Below are 17,663 nucleotides of genomic sequence, written 5' to 3' on the forward strand. Positions count from 1 at the left end.
ACGTACCGTCGCCACACCTCGCACCATTGCCACAACCGCCGCGAATACACCCCTCGGAGCCCTTCGTGTTCCCCCTGCCCGGCACCACGCCGAAGCCCCTGGACCCGACCGATCTCGCCGGCCCGCGTACCGCCGGGGAGTTGGCGGGCGCGGCGGAACGGGCGGCGGCGGCGCTACTCGCCCCCGCGGCGCCGATCCGGCTGGGCCAGGTGGTGCCCGCCCCCGAGCGGGTCGAGCCCGACCCCGGCGCCGACTACCTGCTGCCCGCCGAGGCGGTGATCCGGGTCAGCGCCGACCCGGCCGCCCTGGCCGTCGGTGAGCAACTGGCCGCCCTGCTCCGCCCGGCCACCGGCTACCCCCTGCCGGTGACCGAGATCGCCGGGCAACCCCCGGCCGGCGGCATCGTCCTGCACCTCACCGACGAGGCCGACCTGGGCGCCGAGGGCTACCGGCTGGACGTCACCCCCGAGGGGGTACGCCTACGCGCGGGCACCCCCGCCGGTCTGCATCACGGGGTGCAGACCCTGCGGCAACTGCTGCCCGCCGCCGTGGAGAGCGCCACCCCGGTCACCGACCGGTGGGTGCTGCCCGGCGGGTCGATCCTCGACCGACCCCGGTATCCCCACCGGGGCGCCATGCTCGACGTGGCCCGGCACTTCTTCGGGGTCGCCGACGTGCTGCGGGTCATCGACCACCTGGCCCGGTACAAGCTCAACCGGTTGCACCTGCACCTCACCGACGACCAGGGGTGGCGAATCGCGATCGACTCCTGGCCCCGGCTGGCCGACCTCGGCGGGGCCACCCAGGTCGGCGGCGGCCCCGGCGGGTACTACACCCAGGCCGATTACCGGCGGATCGTGGCGTACGCCGCCGCCCGGCACATCACCGTCATCCCCGAGATCGACCTGCCCGGCCACACCAACGCCGCCCTGGTCGCCTACCCGGAACTGGCCCCGGATCGGATCGCACCGCCGCCGTACACCGGCACCGAGGTCGGGTTCAGCTACGTCGACCCGACCAGCGAGCGGACGTACGCCTTCGTCGCCGAGGTCCTCGGCGAACTCGCCGCCCTGACCCCCGGCCGGTGGCTGCACATCGGCGGCGACGAGGCCTTCAAGGTGCCCGCCGAGGTGTACGCCCGCTTCGTCGAACGGGTGCAGCGGACCGTGGCCGGGCTGGGCAAGAAGGTGATCGGCTGGCATCAGATCGCCCCCGCCGCCCACCTGGACGGCCGGATCCTGCAATGGTGGGGCACCCGCCCCGACGACCCGGTCACCGCCGAGGCGGTACGCCGTGGCGCCCGGGTGATCCTCTCCCCCGCCGATCACGCCTACCTGGACATGAAGTACGCCCCGGACACCCCGATCGGACACGACTGGGCCGCCCTGATCGAGGTCCACCGGGCGTACGACTGGGACCCGGCCACCCACCTGACCGGGGTACCGCCCGAGGCGGTGCTGGGTGTGGAAGCACCCCTGTGGACCGAGTCGGTGACCACCCGTACCGAGGTCGAGTTCATGCTCTTCCCCCGGCTACCCGCGATCGCCGAGCTGGCCTGGTCCCCCCGGTCCGCGCACGACTGGGAGGGCTTCCGCCAGCGCCTGGCCGGGCACGGCCCGCGCTGGACGGCGGCCGGGATCGCGTACCACCCCTCGCCCGAGCTGCCCTGGCCGACCCAGCCACCCGTCCCCGCGCCCCGGTCCGCACCGTCGGCACAAGGCGCGATCCGCTCCGCTCAGGGCTGATCGGTCATCGGTCAGCGGAGTCCTGCGGCGCCCCCCACCGTTACGCCGAAACGGCGGGGTCCAGACCGGCCAGAGACCGCCATTCCGGCGTAACGGAGTCGATCAGTCGAGCGGAGTTTTGAGTGGTTTGTCCCACTAAGGGGTGACCTGGGTCACCGCAGCGGCGGAATGATGCCCCCAGCCCCGTCGTTGTACAGGGGGTAACCACGACGCCTCCTACACGGCGCCCCCGGGATGCCGGGCCGGAATGACCGAGGCCCACCCGGCGTTACACATATCCCGGACATCGTGAGCGGCCCAGCGGGTCCCCGATGCCCGAGCAGGGGCCAGAGCCCCGCACCACGATCTTCCCCCCTACTGCGCGGCCGCCGCGAACCCCCTCGCAGGTCGCCGCGTACACCCCCGAACGGAAAGGCGGAACATCATCATGGCTACCACCATCCTGCGTAAGACCGCTCTGACCATCGCCGCTGCCGCCGCCACCGCCGGTGGCATCGCCGCCCCCGCCATCGCCGCCCAGGCCACTCCCGGCGTCATCGCCGCCCGCGACCACCAGAGCGAACGCCAACTCGACGTGCGCTACGAAGCCCAGGACACCTTTTACTACTGCGGCCCCGCCGCCGCACGCAACGCCCTGTCCGTCCAGGGCAAGGACATCGACCAGCACGACATGGCCAAGCGCATGGGCACCACCGAAGACGGCACCAACTCCATCAACGACATCACCCCCGTGCTGAACAAGGAGACCGGCAAGAACGTCTACCGCTCGGTGGAGATCCCCGACGCCAAGGCCGCCGACAAGCACGCCGACAAGCTGCGCGACGACATCAAGCGCACCGTCGACGACGGCCGCGCCGTGGTCGCCAACATCGCCGGCACCACCACCGACACCACCGGCACCACCCACAGCTACGAAGGCGGCCACTACATCAGCGTCACCGGCTACCGCGACCACGGCGAGCAGGTCAAGATCGCCGACTCCGCCAACCCCGACACCGCCGAATACTGGCTCACCACCGACAACCTCGCCGACTGGATCGCCACCCGCGGCTACACCGCCACCAGCTGACACCGACCCACACACCGAAAGGGCCGACCCCCATCCGGGGGTCGGCCCTTTCACTCAACTAGGGCAGGGAGGTGGGGTCCGGTGCCCGCGCTGCACGAGGGCAGCGCGGGCACCGGACCTCACCAGAATCGAGGGTTGATGGCGTCGCGTAGTGCCAGTTCGTCGAGATCCGATTGCTTGATCTCCCATTCGGCGTACGCTATGTAACGCAACGGCAGGGTAATCAGCATCCCCGCTGATATATGCACCAACAGCACCACCCAGCCGCCATCCAGCAGGAAAGTCATAGACAGCACGAGTGCGATCGGGAGCAGACGGAGCCACCATACCGCCAGGCGATAGAGCGGCCTCCGCCTCGCACCGGACGGAAGTGAATCCCCGATCCGCTCACCTTCTAACACTGTTCACCTACCGCACGTAGATCGTGACTGCAGAACGGACGAAGACGTTCGATGTCGGCCCAGCAGCACTCTTTGCTGTCGCCTTCCTTCCCGCCTCCTTCACCGCCTCAGAGCCTCGTGAACTCGACCAGTTTCCGTCGTCTATCTTCCAGCTCCCCATCATTCCCAAGAAGATACTCTTTCCGCTGCCCCCCGTGACTCCCCCACCATGCCAATTGCCCCCACCGATCTTCGGACCGGTCTGCCAACAGCCCCCGACATACAGGGCTAGACACGCCTGTGCGTAACCATTGCCTGCCATCTGGGAAGGGGGAACGGAAGTGGCTCCGTATGTCGCACCAATTCCACCCCAGCCTAGTCCGCCAACTTCCAAGAACCCCCCTTCCTCCGTGCCGGTCAGCCCGACACACACGATCAGGCAAGCAGACCAGTTCCAAAAAGGCGTCACCTGGGACTGCTGCGGTGCGGGTGCTGGTGCCGGGGCGGGCTGGGGTACCCCGCTTTCGCCCATCATGTTGGCAATCTGCCGAGGCGTGTACCGCGCGTACGCGCTGGGTCGGTAAACGGGCTTCGGGGCGGCCACGACCGTCCACTTATTCGTTACCGGGTTCTGGGTGACCCGCTTGCCGGTCTTCTTCTGGTGCTGCAACTCGTCATGGGTTGATCCGGTGGCCATCGGAATGAGTCCGTCCGGGTCGGTGAAGGTCATCGGGTTGTTGTTGGCGTACGAGTATCCCTGGGTCTGTTGCGGATCCGTCAGATCCATGAGGGGGTCGACGGAGATGAAGGCACCGAGGAAGGTGTCGTAGAACCGGGCCCCCAGCAACGACAGGCCGTTCGGGTCCGCGATGCCTCCGACGAAGCCGCGCTGGCCGGAGGGCCAGGTGCCGTTGCTCCCGCCAGGCCTCGGGTTGCCGTACGGGTCCAGGTACTTGATCGTGTCCACCCGGGTGACCGAGTTGACCGTCCAGAGCACCGTGCCGTGCCGGTCGGCGCCGAGCCAGATCACATCCTGGACGGCGGTGCCACTCGATGCCGTACGGGAGGCGATGACGTCTCCGCTGTGCGAGTAGTACCGGGTCGCCGTCGTGCTCTGCCCCACGACAGTCAACTCGTGCCCGCCCAGGAAGACGGTCGCCTGACCGTTCGGGTCGAGCCGGGCGATGCGGTTGCCGTCGACGTCGTAGACCATCCGGGTGGTCCCAGCGGGTCCGGTGATCTCCGTCAGCTTGCCCTGCGGGTTCCACTCCAGGGTCTCGTCGACCCCGTCGACACTCCGGTGGGTGAGATTGCCGCTCGCGTCCCAGTCGTACTGGGCGCTTCGACCACCACCGGTGACCGTGCGGACCGCGTACGGCTGCGGGCTGTCCGGGTCGGCGTAGCCGTAGTTCGACGTCAGACCGGTGCGGTGGTCGGTCACCGAGGTGCGGGCACCGGCCCTGTCGAAGGCGTACGACATCCAGTACGGAGCCACCCCACCGACGATCGAGGCCTGCGGCGCGGTGGCGCAGGTCGCCGTGGCCTGACTCCATGCCTGGGTGAGCCGACGCAGATGGTCGTACTGGAAGCACTGCACATCGCTGTCGGCGGGCCGGGGGTTGTCGTCGTCGTCCTGCGGCCGGTTGGCCATCGACAACACATTGCCGGCCGGGTCGTACTCGTACTGCACGGCGGCGACGTTGGGGACGGTGGCGTCGCGGTCGAAATGGAAACCGGTCAGCCGTCGGGTCACATCGTCGTAGGTGTAGCTCTGATACGCCTGTGGCTGATCCTCGACGCCGAGTTTGCGTTGGAGCAACTCACCGAAGGGTGACTGGGTGGTGGCGTCGACATAGACGGTGTTGGTCCCGGAGGAGGACATCGTGCCGACAACTCGCGTCACATTGCCCAGATCGTCGTAGGTATGGTTGACGATCTCCGACTCCAGCCCACCGACCCTCGGCAGTTTCATCCGCTCCAACGAGCCGTCCACCCGGTAGGTGGAGGTCGAGGTATAGGTCCCGGCGACCCCCTCCAGACCGGGCATTGCCGGGATCACGGACGACTCTTCCATGATCTGGTACGCGTTGTTGTAGAACGAGATCTGGCGGCTGAACGAGAAGCCGTCGACGATCGACACCTGCTTCGACAGGTACCCCTTGGCGGGCGTGTCATAGGTCCACTGCGCGATGAGTTCCCCGTCGGCGAAGCGCCGCGACGGCCGCCCCAGGGCGTCATGCTCGACGGTGACCACCTCGTCGAGAGCGTTCGTGCTGGCGATGACGTCACCGGCGTTGTTGTAGGCCAAGGTGGAGGTGCCCTTGTCCGGGTCGGTGGTGGCCACCTTCCGGCCACGCAGATCGTACTCGTAGCTCCAGGTCTTGCCGGTCGGGCCGACGACGGTCGACAGGTCGCCGCGCGGGGTGTACGTGTACCTGGTGGTGTCGTACCCCCCGGTCGGGGTCGGCCCGTGGAACTGCCGCAACTCCGTGGTCTGGCCGTGCACGTCACTGAGGGTGACGGTGGCGGTGCCACCCTGCGGTGGGGTGACCGAGACCCGCCAGCCGTCCGGGTCACCGCCGTAACTGGTGATCGTGGCCCAGAGTTCGCTGTCGGCCGACCAGAGGGCTTCGCTGATCACCCGGCCGACGCCGTCGTAGCTGAGCACGGTCCGGGCCCGGTCCGCGCCGGGGTTCAGTTGCCACACCCCGGTGTCCGGCGCACCGGTGATGTATGCCGGTCCCGCCCGGTAAGCCTCCAGACCCCGGTCGTTGTAGCCGGTCGAGGAGATCAGGCGCTGGCCGCCGAGGGCGTCCTTCTGCGTCTGCACCTGCCGGTACAGGGAGTCGAAGAGCCCGACCTCGGTGAGGTAGTTGCCGTTGGGCCCGAGCCGCTTGCTGGTGACGGCCAGCGGACCGTTGTTGCGGACCAGGTAGCTGAACTCCAGGTTCGGCGTCCGGGTCGCCTTCGGCCGGCCGGGCAGCCACACCTTGATCAGCCGGCCGAGCGGGTCATGTTCCAGGTCGGTGCGTTTGTTGTTGGCGTCCACCAGCGCGATCGGCTCGGCCCAGGCGGGTTGCCGGGTGACCGTCGTCTGGTGGCCCAGCGGGTTGGTGGTGACCGTCTGGGTCACCGGTCCCGGGCCCGCCGGGGTGTACGCGGTGGTGGTGGTCTCGCCCCGGGCATCCGTGGCGCTCGTGACGCGGCCCAGTGCGTCGTAGCTGGTACGGGCGGTGGTGGTGTAGACCGGGCCGCCGGTCCAGGTGTCGAGGGTGTCCTGGCGGGTCACCAGTCCCTTCGTCGGGGCGGCGCCATGGGTGTTCGAGCCGTCGTGGAACGTCCGGACGTCGGAGAGCACGTCAGCCGGACGCGAAACAGGGTCACCACAGGCCCTGGCGACGGTTTCCACCCGGGACACGGCGTCCCGGATCCAGTCGCCGGTATTCGTGACGTACGTGGTGCGGGTGCAGGTCTCGTCGCCAGGCTTCGACGTGTCCCCCAGGTCGGACACCGAGGTGGCCAGGCCGTCCCCGTTGTAGGTGGTCCGGGTCTCGGTCCGCGCCCACACGTTCGGCGCGAGAAGCTTGCGGCTCTTGCGCACCGAGGGTCCGCTCAGGTACGCCCGATCGGTGCCTCCGGCATGGCTACGCGCGGCGGTCTGCTGGGTCCAGTACTGGGTGGTGACTGCCTGGACCACCGTCGTCCCGTCGAGAGTCGCCTTCTCCAGCGGGAACCCGGCCAACGCCCGGTGGTCGGTGAAGGTGTTGGTCTCCGAGTCGGAGCCCTGCACACTGCGCCGGCCACCGCCCGGCAGCGGCTGGTCGTGCAGCCCGCGGTAGAACCGCTCGCGGGTGGTCAGGGGCACCCCCTGGTCCGGCTCACCGACCTTGGTGACCACCTGGGAGTAACCGCGCCACTGCCCGTAGGTGCGGTGCTTCTTCTTGGTGAACTCGTTGTCGTCGTAGGCCCACAACACGTTGGTGCTGCTGCCACCCGTGGAGTACACGTAGCGGGTGACGATGGCCGGTTGGTCGGCGGTGCGGTCGATCTCGGAGATCTCGGTGACGACGTACTTGTGGAACCAATCGAGCTCGGGTTCGGTGTAGCCGTCCGGGGTCCAGTACACGGGGTAGCAGAGCCGCGAGTTGTTCTGCGGCGAGGACGGCAGATCGTTGAGGTCGCAGTCGGGCGTGGAGTAGGTGACGTGCAGATCCGCGCCGGACTCGGTGCGGATGTTCTGGATCCGCCAGCGGGAGAAGATCGGGGCCCCGGCCAGCACGTTCGCCCGGTTGGCCAACTCCACCCCGGTGAATCGGACCGGCGGCTCGGTGACACTGCCGCCGACGTGCCCGGCGTGCACGATCTCCTTCAGCCACAACGACGCCGAACCGGCGGTCCTCGGCGCCTTGAACTCGTGAGCCAGACTCCACGACTCGACGTTGGAGAAGGTGCTGCCGCTGCGTACCTGGGTAGTGATCTTGGTCAGTCGCTTGGTATTGAAGAAGACCGGGGCGAGCTTGTCGGTGCAGGGCGCCGTGGCGCAGTCCTTGTCCCAGGGGACGTCCGGCCAGTTGGCCCGCACCGGCTTGCCGTCCTCGTGACATTCGGTCGCCAGGCACCGGTCGGCGACGGTGAACAGCACCCGGCCGGTGGCGGCGACACTCGGGTGGTCGGCGTGCAGGCCGTACTCGATCCGCGTCAGGTGGCCGCCCCGGTGGAAGGACTGCCGGTTGTCCTTGTCGCCCGCGGCACCGTAGTGCCCCGTGTCACTCTGGTAGTAGTAGCGGACGGTGTTGCCGTGCACGTCCACCGCCTTGTCCAACAGCCACCGCCAGGCCTGCTTGCAGGCCGAGTCCTTGAAGGCGGAGGCGTGGCACTTCTCGCCCGGGTGGTTACCGAAGACCGGCTTCGTCCAGCGGGAGTCGGCCGAGGCAGCCTCGCCGGCGAAGAAGTACCGGGTGCCGTCCGGGGTGGTGATCGTCCACCGCTCCGTCGTGGCGTTGCCCGTCGTCGCCGCGCTGCCCTGCAACTGGATACGCCAGTTGGCGTCGTTCTGGGCCCGCCACACGCCCGTGTCGTCGTCCTTGATCAGGGAGGTGTTGGTGCCGTTGAGCGAGACGGTGACGTTCGGCGAGTCACCGCTCCAGCAGTGGTCGTAGGTCTTCTTGTCCTTGTTGTTGGGATCCCGGCCGTCGACCGCGTTCCGGTCGTCGGCGCAGGTGGCGTAGGTCCGTTCGATGAACCCCGGCCCGTAGTCCCAGCCGTCACCGACCCATGAGGCCTGGTTGTTGGCCCCGGCCATCCGCCCGTCGACGGCCTGCGAGGAGTAGTCCAACGACACCTCGGGCAGTGGCCCCTCCGCCGGAGGAAGCCGCACCGGGTTCGAGTAGGAGAACCCACCGGACCCGCTGCCTGCCGTCCAGGAACCCGACGCCTGCAGGTCGGTGGCCTTGTAGTCGCCGTCCTCGGAGGCATCCTCGCCGACCAGAGCGAACACGACCGGCTCCGCCCCGGTGAGGCTGACCTGTGTCGACACCGTACGCGCTACCGGATCGTTGGTAGCCGCGACGGGCTCGACCGCCTGACACTGCGACCGCTGCGGGGTGGTCGCCGCACACGCCGGCAGCCGCTTGAGGGTCAGTCGCTCACCCCACCCCGCGCCGTAGAGCTGCCGCATGCCGGCATAGCTGAAGGCGGTCTCGACCGCCCCGGTGCCACCGTCGACGACCACCACCGGGCCGCTGACCCCGAGCCGCCGGGAATGCTCCTCACCCAGCACCTGCACCCGCGTCTGGTCGGGGGCACGCCGGCCGGCGACGGCCGAAGCCGTCACCGGCAGACCACCGGCCACCCTCTGGACTCCCCGTCCGGACGGCCAGCCACCATCGCGCAACCGCTCCGTCGGGGAGTCAGCGATCACGAGGGTGGCACGGCCGGCGGCCGGCCAGGTCGCGTGTTCCGGTCCGGCCCACCTGCCACCGTCGTCCGGCAAGGGAGTCCGATCGACCGGTACCCGCCGCGCAGACTCCGGTCGGATCTGCTTCACCTTGCGGTCGCCCGAGGGCACCTCGGCCGCCTGCACTGGCGGGGTCACCGCGAGGGTCGACGCCACCAACGTCGCGGCGGCGCTCACGATTATTGCTTTGCGTACGCTCTTATGCACGTAGCGTAACTGCGACATGTCGCCTTCCTTGCACTGAGAAGGGGTGGAGGAAAGTCGAGAGAGAGAAGGCTGGGCGGGGCGCGGCCGGCAGCCGCGCCCCGTGACCGTCAGCCGTCGGCCAGGTTGGCGATCCGCTCCGGGGCAAGGGTGGAGGTCCAGATCCGGACGTCATCCACCAGTCCTTGCAGCGGGGACCAACGGTCTCCGTTGGTGGCTCCGGAACAGCCGATCAGGGTAGGTCCGTTGGCCATCCACGGCGTCGTCGGACCGTCGGCCTCGCCCTGCAACGCACCGTTGACATAGAGGCGTACCTTGCCGGCCGCGACGTCGAACACACCCGCCAGGTGGGTCCACTCGTCGAGCAGCGGAGGATCCGTCGACATGACCTTGTGCCACACGAAGTCGTCGCCTTCCGCCGACGACAACTCGAACTGCCAGCGATCGGTGTCGGGGAGGTACTTGAGGTCGAAGCCGCCCCGCTGACCGGCGGCCTGCCCCACGACGGTGTGATGGCCGGTGGTCTGCTCCAGGAACACCCAGGCCGCCACGGTGAAGGAGGCATCGGTGCGGATCACCGGGCCGGACGCCTCGGCACAGGAGTGGTCGGACAGCAGCAGAGCACCGTCCTGGCCGAAGGCCCGGTCCCGTCCCCAGTTGTACGGACCGGGGACCGACAGGTCACGGCCGTTGCCAGACATGTCCTGCAGGTAGGTCGGCATGTCGCTGGCCGGGCCCTCCAGGGGCCACATCCCCTCCAGCTTGACCGCCGGGTTGCCGCCGTACACCGTCTTCACCTCGTCGGCGGTCAGCGCGCCCTGCCAGGCCCGCACCGCGGAGACCGCCCCGTTGACGTGGTCGGCATCCACGCCCGCATGGCGGGCACACCCCACGGTCAGCGGCCCTTCGGCTCGCCACGGGCTACCGGTGCCGACCGCCGAGGCGGCCAGGGTGCCGTTGACATACAGGCTGAGGCGATTGTCGGTGGCGTTGTAGACACCCACCAGATGAGTCCACGTGCCTGCATCGACCGACGAAGACGAGCGAACGATGTGGGACAGCGAGTACTCGTCATCCGTCGGCTTCATCATCAGCGCCCAGTAGGGCGCTCCGCTGAGGTACCGGGCGCCGAGGAACCAGCCACTGACCCGATCGCCGTCCTGTCCGATGATCGTCTGGCTGCCGGTGCCGACACTGTCCAGCTTCACCCACGCCGCGATTGAGAACGACTCATGGGTACGCACGACCTGCTCTTCGGTCCGGGCGCACTGGGTGCCGGTGAACTGCGCCGCCGAGCGCAACCGGCCGTACTGGTCCTCCGTCCAAGATGCCGGCTGCGGAGAGACCAGAGCCGTGGAACGCTCGGTGGTCTCGGTTCCGTCGCCGTGCAACGGCCAGTTGCCGATCTCACCGGCGGGAAGTTCGGTGGCCGCCTGCCCGATCTGCGCGTCGGAGAGCAGTCCCTGCCAGATCCCGACCTGATCGATCGAGCCGGTCATGTGGTGCCACGACGACGACTGGCTGCCGGCACATCCGATGAGCAGCCGACCCTCGGCGTGCCACAACTGACCACCGATGGTGGCCTGCGCCGCAAGCACCCCACCGACATAGAGGCGGACGACCTTGGCCAACGGGTCGACCGTGGCGGCCAGGTGCTGCCACTGGCCCACCGCAGCGGCCGGCGCGGAGGCCACCACAGACCCCGAGTTCGCGCTGTCCGCACCGGCCAACGACACCTGCCACCTGTTGGTTGCGGCGTCGTAACCCAGGGCGAACGCGGACGCGGCGGAGCCCGCCTGCGCGACGACGGCTCGGTTGCCGCTGGTCGAGGTCAGCTTGGCCCACGCAGCCACGGTGTAGTCCGAGTCGGTCCGGATCACCGGAGAGGTCTGCGCGCAGCCCGTACCGTCGAAAGTCAGCGCGGCATCGGGACTGCCGGCACGGTCGGGACCGTAGTCGATTCCGTTGCCGAGTTCGAGGTGTCCGCCCTGGCCGGAGTCGTCGAGTGGGTCACCGTTGAACCGCCATGCGCCCTGGGACTGGGCCTCGGTGCTGCGGCCGCTGTAGAAGTTGAACTCGGTGCGCGCCGAGTAGTTGCCGGCGTTGTCCTGAGCCCACACGTACACGTGGGTACGACCGCTCTCCGGCGTGAACGTGATCGTCGTCGTACCGGTGGAGTTCACGAAATGCTGCTGGGCGTCGACCCCGATGCCGTACGCGAACCGCCGCAACCCGGAACGGGCGTCCGACGAGGTCAGCTTGAGCGTCACCGGCTCGCCGACGACCGGGCTGTCGGACATCCGGGCCACCACGGGTGCCGTCGGTGGGGTGTGGTCCAACCGGAAGTAGCACCAGCTTGTCCAATCGGTGCCGTCCTCCATGTCGGTGCCCCGGACCCGCCAGTTGTAGTTGCCCTCGGCGAGGGTCGGGGTGGGCCAGGCCCGTTCGCTGTCGGACTTGGTCCAGGCGGAGAGATGGACAGCCGGACTGGTGGGCCCGTTCAGGTCGAACTGCACCCGTACGGTTCCGTCGCCGTCCTTGGCCTTGCCGAACAAGGTCGGAGTCCGGTTGGTGATCCAGGGGCCGGGCGAGGCGGCACAGTTGCCACCGGGTGAGGTCCGTACGGCCACCGCCGAGGTCGGCTTGTGTGCGTAGGTGGCCTTCAACTTGACGTGGTTAGGGTTGAACTTGGCCCACCGACCTCCGCTCTCGGTTCCCATTCGCAACCCGAAGGTGATCGAGCCACCGCCCCCGTCCGCGTGCCGCTGGACATGATGGCCGATCTTGGATCCATTGAAACTCAGCCACTCGGGATCCTGGCCGCAGGACGCGTTGGCCTTGCCCAGCCTGGTCTGCAACGGCCCGTCGTGCAGCCACTTGTTCTTCATCCCGTTCCAGGTGGGGGTGTTGCTCGCGATCGAGTTCGTCTGCCAGATGCCGATCGACTCGCCCGCGCACCACCCGGTGTGCACCAGGTACGCGTCGACACTTGTCGTGCCGACCAGGCGCTTACCGATCAACACCGTCGTGTCGAAGTAGAAGTGTGCCCGCCAGATGTCGCCGTGACTGTCCCAGTTCGACCCCACCCGGGCCGTCTCACGCGGCCAGGCGGTCCCCGAGGTCCATCGGGTGTCCGGTCGCGAGTCGTTCACCGGCGCCCATCGGGCCCATTTCTTGTCGTACGTCGGGTCGATGAAGATCGGGAAGCTCCCGGCCTCCAGCACCTCAGGGTCGGCGGCGACCGTCAACGAGTTGCCCTCCAGCCGAACCTCGACCGGGGTGACCAGGGCGGAGTCGGCCGGTCCCCGAACGGTGGAGGGGGCAGCCTCGATTGACTCGTGGGAAGCGAGGAACCCGGCCGACCGCGAAACGGTCTCCGGTGAGTCCCACGCCACCGCCGGTGGCGACTCCGCCAGCACACCGTCGGGGCCGGAGATGGTTACCGCCCCGTCCACGACCGCCACCTCGGCCGAGCCACCCACCACATAGGGGGTCTCCCGCACCATCGGATTCGCGGCGGCGGCGGCGCTCTTCACCACGAGCAGATGCGAGAAGCCACCCCGCTCGGCCCTGACCACCAGATCGACGTCCGGATACACGTTCGGGTACGTGATCGTGTCGCCGGTGATCACGCCCGGTGGCAGGGCGCCCGGCCAGCCCAGTGAGAAGGTCGCGCCCGCTCCGGTCATCGTGGCGAAGGGACCGGTGCCACCGGCTGAGAAGACCACCTCGGCCGTGGCGGCGACCGGACGAATCAGGCCGTCCGCCCCCGCCTCCAAGGTGGTGTCGATTTCCTCCCAGGCACCGTCCTGCTCGACCCACTGCGGCTCGGCCCAGGATTCGAAGGCGAAGTCCCCAGAGGGTTGTGCGAACACCTTCGTCGTTTCCGACGCCGCCGCCAGGACCTCGACCTCGGTTTCACAGGAGGCCGCCAAGGCCTGGGCGGCACGTTCCGAGGATGCCGTCAAGGTGTCCGCGTCGACACACGGATCCGGAGTACCGGCCGACGCAGGAGTCGCCGGCAATACCACCAGTAGAGAGCCCGCTAACGCCGAAATGGCCAAAATGGACAAAACGCGGGCATGAAGGAATGACAACAAAGCCGCACCCCCGTACAGCAGCTTGATCAACAGTACGTTCCACAAAGTACAGAACTGGTGACGCCAAGACCATAGTGGAGGTCAAGGATCTTGCCTGGCCATGGCTTTCGTCCGACTCTCACCACTATGGACGATGGACCCGGAAACACGCGACAGTCACCGATACGACCAATCGGCTCATCGACATTTCTCGAAACAATGGGATTCGAGATCGGCGTCGCGCATTTCCGTCAAAACGGGTATCCGGTGGGATGCCTCGGCCATCAGATTCTCGTGATACGTCGGGAACAGGGATCGCGAGGGCGACCTGGGTCACCTGTCGGCCTTACCCGGTCCTGCTCCGCGACGGACCTCAGCCGCCGGAATCGGCCAGTTCGGCGCCCTCGGGGACGGTGTCGTCGTCGCGGCTGGCCAGCCAGCCGTCGGGCAGGAAGACCTTGCCCGGCGAGTTGGTACGCCCGCGCGGCTGGCCCAGGGTCTCCGTCGGGAACGGCACGGTCGGGTCCAGTTTGCCGAGCAGGTCGTCCAACTGGGCCAAGCTGTCGATCATGGCCAGGGCGCGACGCAGCTCGCTGCCGATCGGGAAACCCTTGAGGTACCAGGCGACATGCTTGCGGAAGTCGGTGCAGCCGTCCCGCTCGCCCCGGGCCGGGTTACGGGCCCCGGCGGTGAACTGATCGACCAGCAACTCGGCGTGCCGGCGCATGGTCAGCGCCACCTCGCCCAGGGTGGGCAGCCGCCGCTCGGTACGCCCCGCGAAGGCCGCCTCCAGGTCGGCGAAGAGCCACGGCCGACCCAGACAGCCCCGTCCGATCACCACCCCGTCGACCCCGGTGTGGGCCACCATCCGCAGCGCGTCGTCGGCCTCCCAGATGTCGCCGTTGCCGAGCACCGGCACATCGAGGGCCTGCTTGAGGGTGGCGATGGCGTCCCAGTCGGCGGTGCCCGAGTAGCGCTGTGCGGCCGTACGCCCGTGCAGGGCGACTGCGGCGACCCCGGCCTCCTGGGCGGCCAGCCCCGCCTCGACGTACGTCAGGTGGTCGTCGTCTATGCCCTTGCGCATCTTGACCGTGACCGGCACCCCGGCGGGTGCGGCGGCATCCACCGCGGCCTTGACCAGGCGGGCGAAGAGTCGGCGCCGCCAGGGCAGGGCCGCGCCCCCACCGCGCCGGGTGACCTTCGGCACCGGGCAGCCGAAGTTGAGGTCGATGTGATCGGCGAGATCCTTCTCGACCACGATCCGTACGGCGGCGGCGGTGATCTCCGGGTCGGTGCCGTAGAGCTGGAGGCTGCGGGGGCTCTCGTCCGCTCCGAAGGCGATCATGCGCAGGGTCTTCGGGTTCCGCTCGACCAGGGCGACCGTGGTGATCATCTCGCAGACGTAGATGCCGCCACCCTGCTCCCGGCAGAGTTGCCGGAAACCGACGTTGGTGATGCCGGCCATCGGCGCGAGCACCACCGGCGGCCACACCTGGTGCCGCCCGATCCTCAACGGCCCAAGGGCAGCACTCGTCGGCATGGTCACCGCCCAAGTGTAAGGAAGGGCCCCTTCTTAACGCCTCCTGCATAGGAAGGGCCCCCTGTTAACGCGACGCATACCACACTCCGGTCGCAGGTGGGGCGTCGTCCACAGGGTGCGGGGCTGTCCACAGCTACCCGGCTCGGCTGAGACAAAGCCCGGTCGGGCTGGTGATGCTCCCGGCATGCGTACCCCTCCACCCGAGTTCTCCGAGCTGGCCGAGCGGCAACAGCAGATCGTCAGTCGTACCCAGTTGCTCAGCTTCGGCTTCGACGACATGTACCTGTACCGGCAGACCCGGCGGGCCCTCTGGCAACGGGTGCTGCCCGCGACGTACGCCCTGGTCACCGGCACCCTGACGGACGAGCAGCGGCGCATCTCGGCGGTGCTGTACGCCGGTGCCCAAGCCCAGCTGACCGGCCTGGCCGCACTGACCTGGTACGGCTTCCGACAGAGCCCGCGCAGCGACGACGTACACCTGATCGTGCCGCATCACGCCCGACGCGCCTCGGCAGGATATGCGGTGATCTCGCGGACTCTCGCCCTGGACGTTCGGGCCCGGACCACCCCGCTGTACGCGGTGTGCTCACCGGCCCGCGCGGTGGTCGACGCGGCGCGCGACCTGCGGCAACTCCGTCCGGTACGGGCCATCGTGGCCGAGGCCGTGCAGCGAGGGTACGCCGACCTCACGACCCTGGACGAGGAGATCGCCCGGGCACGGCGCAGCCGGACGGCGCTGATCAGAAAGGCGTTCGCGGAGGTGACGGCGGGTATCCGGTCCGCGCCCGAGGCGGAGTTGCGCCAGTGTCTGGCCGACAGCAGCGTGCTGAGCGAGATCCACTGGAATCCCCGGCTGCTCGACCTGAACGGCGCCTTGCTGCCGACACCGGACGGCTATCTGGCCGACGCGGCGGTAGCGCTGGAGGTCGACTCGCAGGAGTACCACTTCCGACCTGCTGACTGGACGCGCACACTCGACCGGCACAACGAGTTGAGTCGGCTCGGGGTCCTGGTGCTGCACTTCACGCCGGCGCAGATCCGCCGCGAGCCGCGCCGGGTGCGCCGCACGGTGGAGGACGCGTACGACTCCCGACGTGGTTTCGGTGCCACCGTCCGGGTACGCCTCGACCAGCCCACTCGGCCCGCGTCTTGTTAAGAAGGGGCCCCTCCTCTACGCCAGGCGTTAAGAAGGGGCCCTTCCTTACAGCTGCTTACGCCTCAGCAGCCCGGGAGGTGGTCGATCAGGTAACGCTCGACCTGGTCCAGGGCGATGCGCTCCTGGGCCATGGTGTCCCGGTTGCGGATGGTCACCGCGTTGTCGTCCAGGGTGTCGAAGTCGACAGTGACGCAGAAGGGGGTGCCGATCTCGTCCTGGCGGCGGTAGCGGCGGCCGATCGCCTGCGAGTCGTCGAACTCGACCACCCAACGCTTGCGCAGCTGCGCGGCGAGGTCCTTGGCCTTGGGCGACAGCGCCTCGTTGCGCGACAACGGCAGCACGGCCACCTTGACCGGAGCCAGCCGCGGGTCGAAGCGCATCACGGTGCGCTCCTCCATCTTGCCCTTGGCGTTCGGCGCCTGGTCGACGTCGTACGCCTCAAGCAGGAAGGCCAGCACCGCGCGGGTCAGGCCGGCGGCCGGCTCGATCACGTACGGCACCCAGCGCTCGCTCTTGGTCTGGTCGAAGTACGACAGGTCGACCCCGGAGTGCTTGCTGTGCGTGGTGAGGTCGAAGTCGGTGCGGTTGGCGACCCCCTCCAGCTCGGCGAACTCGCTGCCGCCGAACTGGAACCGGTACTCGATGTCGACCGTGCGCTTGGAGTAGTGGGAGAGCTTCTCCTTGGGGTGCTCGTAGAAGCGCAGGTTCTCCTCGGAGAGCCCCAGGTCGATGTACCAGTTCCAGCGCTCCTGAAGCCAGTACTCGTGCCACTGCTCGTCGGTGCCGGGCTCGACGAAGAACTCCATCTCCATCTGCTCGAACTCGCGGGTCCGGAAGATGAAGTTGCCCGGGGTGATCTCGTTGCGGAACGACTTGCCGGTCTGGGCGATGCCGAACGGCGGCTTCTTCCGGGCCGCGTTCGCCACGTTGTTGTAGTTGACGAAGATGCCCTGGGCGGTCTCCGGGCGCAGGTAGTGCAGCCCCTCGTCGCTCTCCACCGGGCCCAGGTAGGTCTTCATCAGCCCGTTGAACATCTTGGGCTCGGTGAAGGTGCCCTTGTTGCCGCAGTTCGGGCAGTTCAGCTCGGTGAGTGAGGCCAGCGGCTTGCCGTGCTTCTCCTGGTACGCCTCCTCCAGGTGGTCGGCCCGGAACCGCTTGTGGCAGGACTGGCACTCGGTCAGCGGGTCGACGAAGGCGTCGAGGTGGCCGGAGGCCGCCCACACGTCCCGGGCCAGGATCACCGCGGAGTCCAGCCCGACGACGTCGTCACGCTGCTGGACCATGGTCTTCCACCACTGGCGGCGGACGTTCTCCTTGAGTTCCACGCCGAGCGGACCGTAGTCCCACGCCGATCGGGTGCCTCCGTAGATCTCGCTGGAGGGGAAGACGAAGCCTCGGCGCTTGGCGAGGCTGACGATGGCGTCGATACGGTCGGCTGGCATGTTTCCTCCTACGCCGACTGGCGGTCGGCGGGGACGCGATGGGATGAAGGGGCAGTTCAGGACAACGGTACGACCACCGCTGTCCCGAACCC

General features: G+C 68.5%; 8 protein-coding genes. 3 read left to right on the plus strand and 5 right to left on the minus strand.

Annotation, left to right across the window (positions count from 1 at the left end; translation table 11 throughout):
* Window positions 1–26 precede the first annotated feature (26 nt).
* Both ACLQ2T_RS22185 and ACLQ2T_RS22190 read left to right on the plus strand, forming a co-directional pair.
* Window positions 27–1,745: a beta-N-acetylhexosaminidase gene (locus ACLQ2T_RS22185; protein ID WP_425768274.1), complete on the plus strand. Its 1,719-nt coding sequence runs from the start codon at window positions 27–29 to the stop codon at window positions 1,743–1,745.
* A 427-nt stretch (window positions 1,746–2,172) separates the two neighbouring features.
* The gene (locus ACLQ2T_RS22190) at window positions 2,173–2,814 is read left to right on the plus strand and encodes a C39 family peptidase (protein WP_425768275.1); all 642 of its coding nucleotides are present in this window, start codon (window positions 2,173–2,175) and stop codon (window positions 2,812–2,814) included.
* A 119-nt stretch (window positions 2,815–2,933) separates the two neighbouring features.
* Here ACLQ2T_RS22190 and ACLQ2T_RS22195 read toward each other — a convergent pair whose 3' ends face one another.
* The 4 genes from ACLQ2T_RS22195 to dusB form a co-directional block, all read right to left on the minus strand.
* Window positions 2,934–3,101 (minus strand): hypothetical protein, encoded by a 168-nt coding sequence (locus ACLQ2T_RS22195; protein ID WP_425768276.1) that lies wholly within the window; start codon window positions 3,099–3,101, stop codon window positions 2,934–2,936.
* A 121-nt stretch (window positions 3,102–3,222) separates the two neighbouring features.
* Window positions 3,223–9,375: an RHS repeat-associated core domain-containing protein gene (locus ACLQ2T_RS22200; protein ID WP_425768277.1), complete on the minus strand. Its 6,153-nt coding sequence runs from the start codon at window positions 9,373–9,375 to the stop codon at window positions 3,223–3,225.
* An 89-nt stretch (window positions 9,376–9,464) separates the two neighbouring features.
* Window positions 9,465–13,229 carry a LamG domain-containing protein gene (locus ACLQ2T_RS22205; protein ID WP_425768278.1) on the minus strand — a complete coding sequence of 1,255 codons (3,765 nt, stop codon included), beginning with the start codon at window positions 13,227–13,229 and terminating at the stop codon, window positions 9,465–9,467.
* 577 nt (window positions 13,230–13,806) lie between these two features.
* Window positions 13,807–14,973: a tRNA dihydrouridine synthase DusB gene (gene dusB, locus ACLQ2T_RS22210; protein ID WP_425768339.1), complete on the minus strand. Its 1,167-nt coding sequence runs from the start codon at window positions 14,971–14,973 to the stop codon at window positions 13,807–13,809.
* A gap of 184 nt (window positions 14,974–15,157) precedes the next feature.
* Here dusB and ACLQ2T_RS22215 point away from each other — a divergent pair, with 184 nt between their 5' ends.
* A complete protein-coding gene (locus ACLQ2T_RS22215; RefSeq protein ID WP_425768279.1) occupies window positions 15,158–16,129 on the plus strand; it encodes a hypothetical protein in 972 nt (323 codons plus the stop codon).
* A gap of 62 nt (window positions 16,130–16,191) precedes the next feature.
* Here the strand turns inward: ACLQ2T_RS22215 and ACLQ2T_RS22220 are convergent, their stop codons facing one another.
* Entirely contained in the window at window positions 16,192–17,571 is a 1,380-nt protein-coding gene (locus tag ACLQ2T_RS22220; RefSeq protein ID WP_425768280.1) for a glycine--tRNA ligase, read from the minus strand.
* Window positions 17,572–17,663: the final 92 nt, after the last annotated feature.

The organism is Micromonospora sp. DT229, assembly GCF_049844505.1.
GTDB lineage: Bacteria > Actinomycetota > Actinomycetes > Mycobacteriales > Micromonosporaceae > Micromonospora.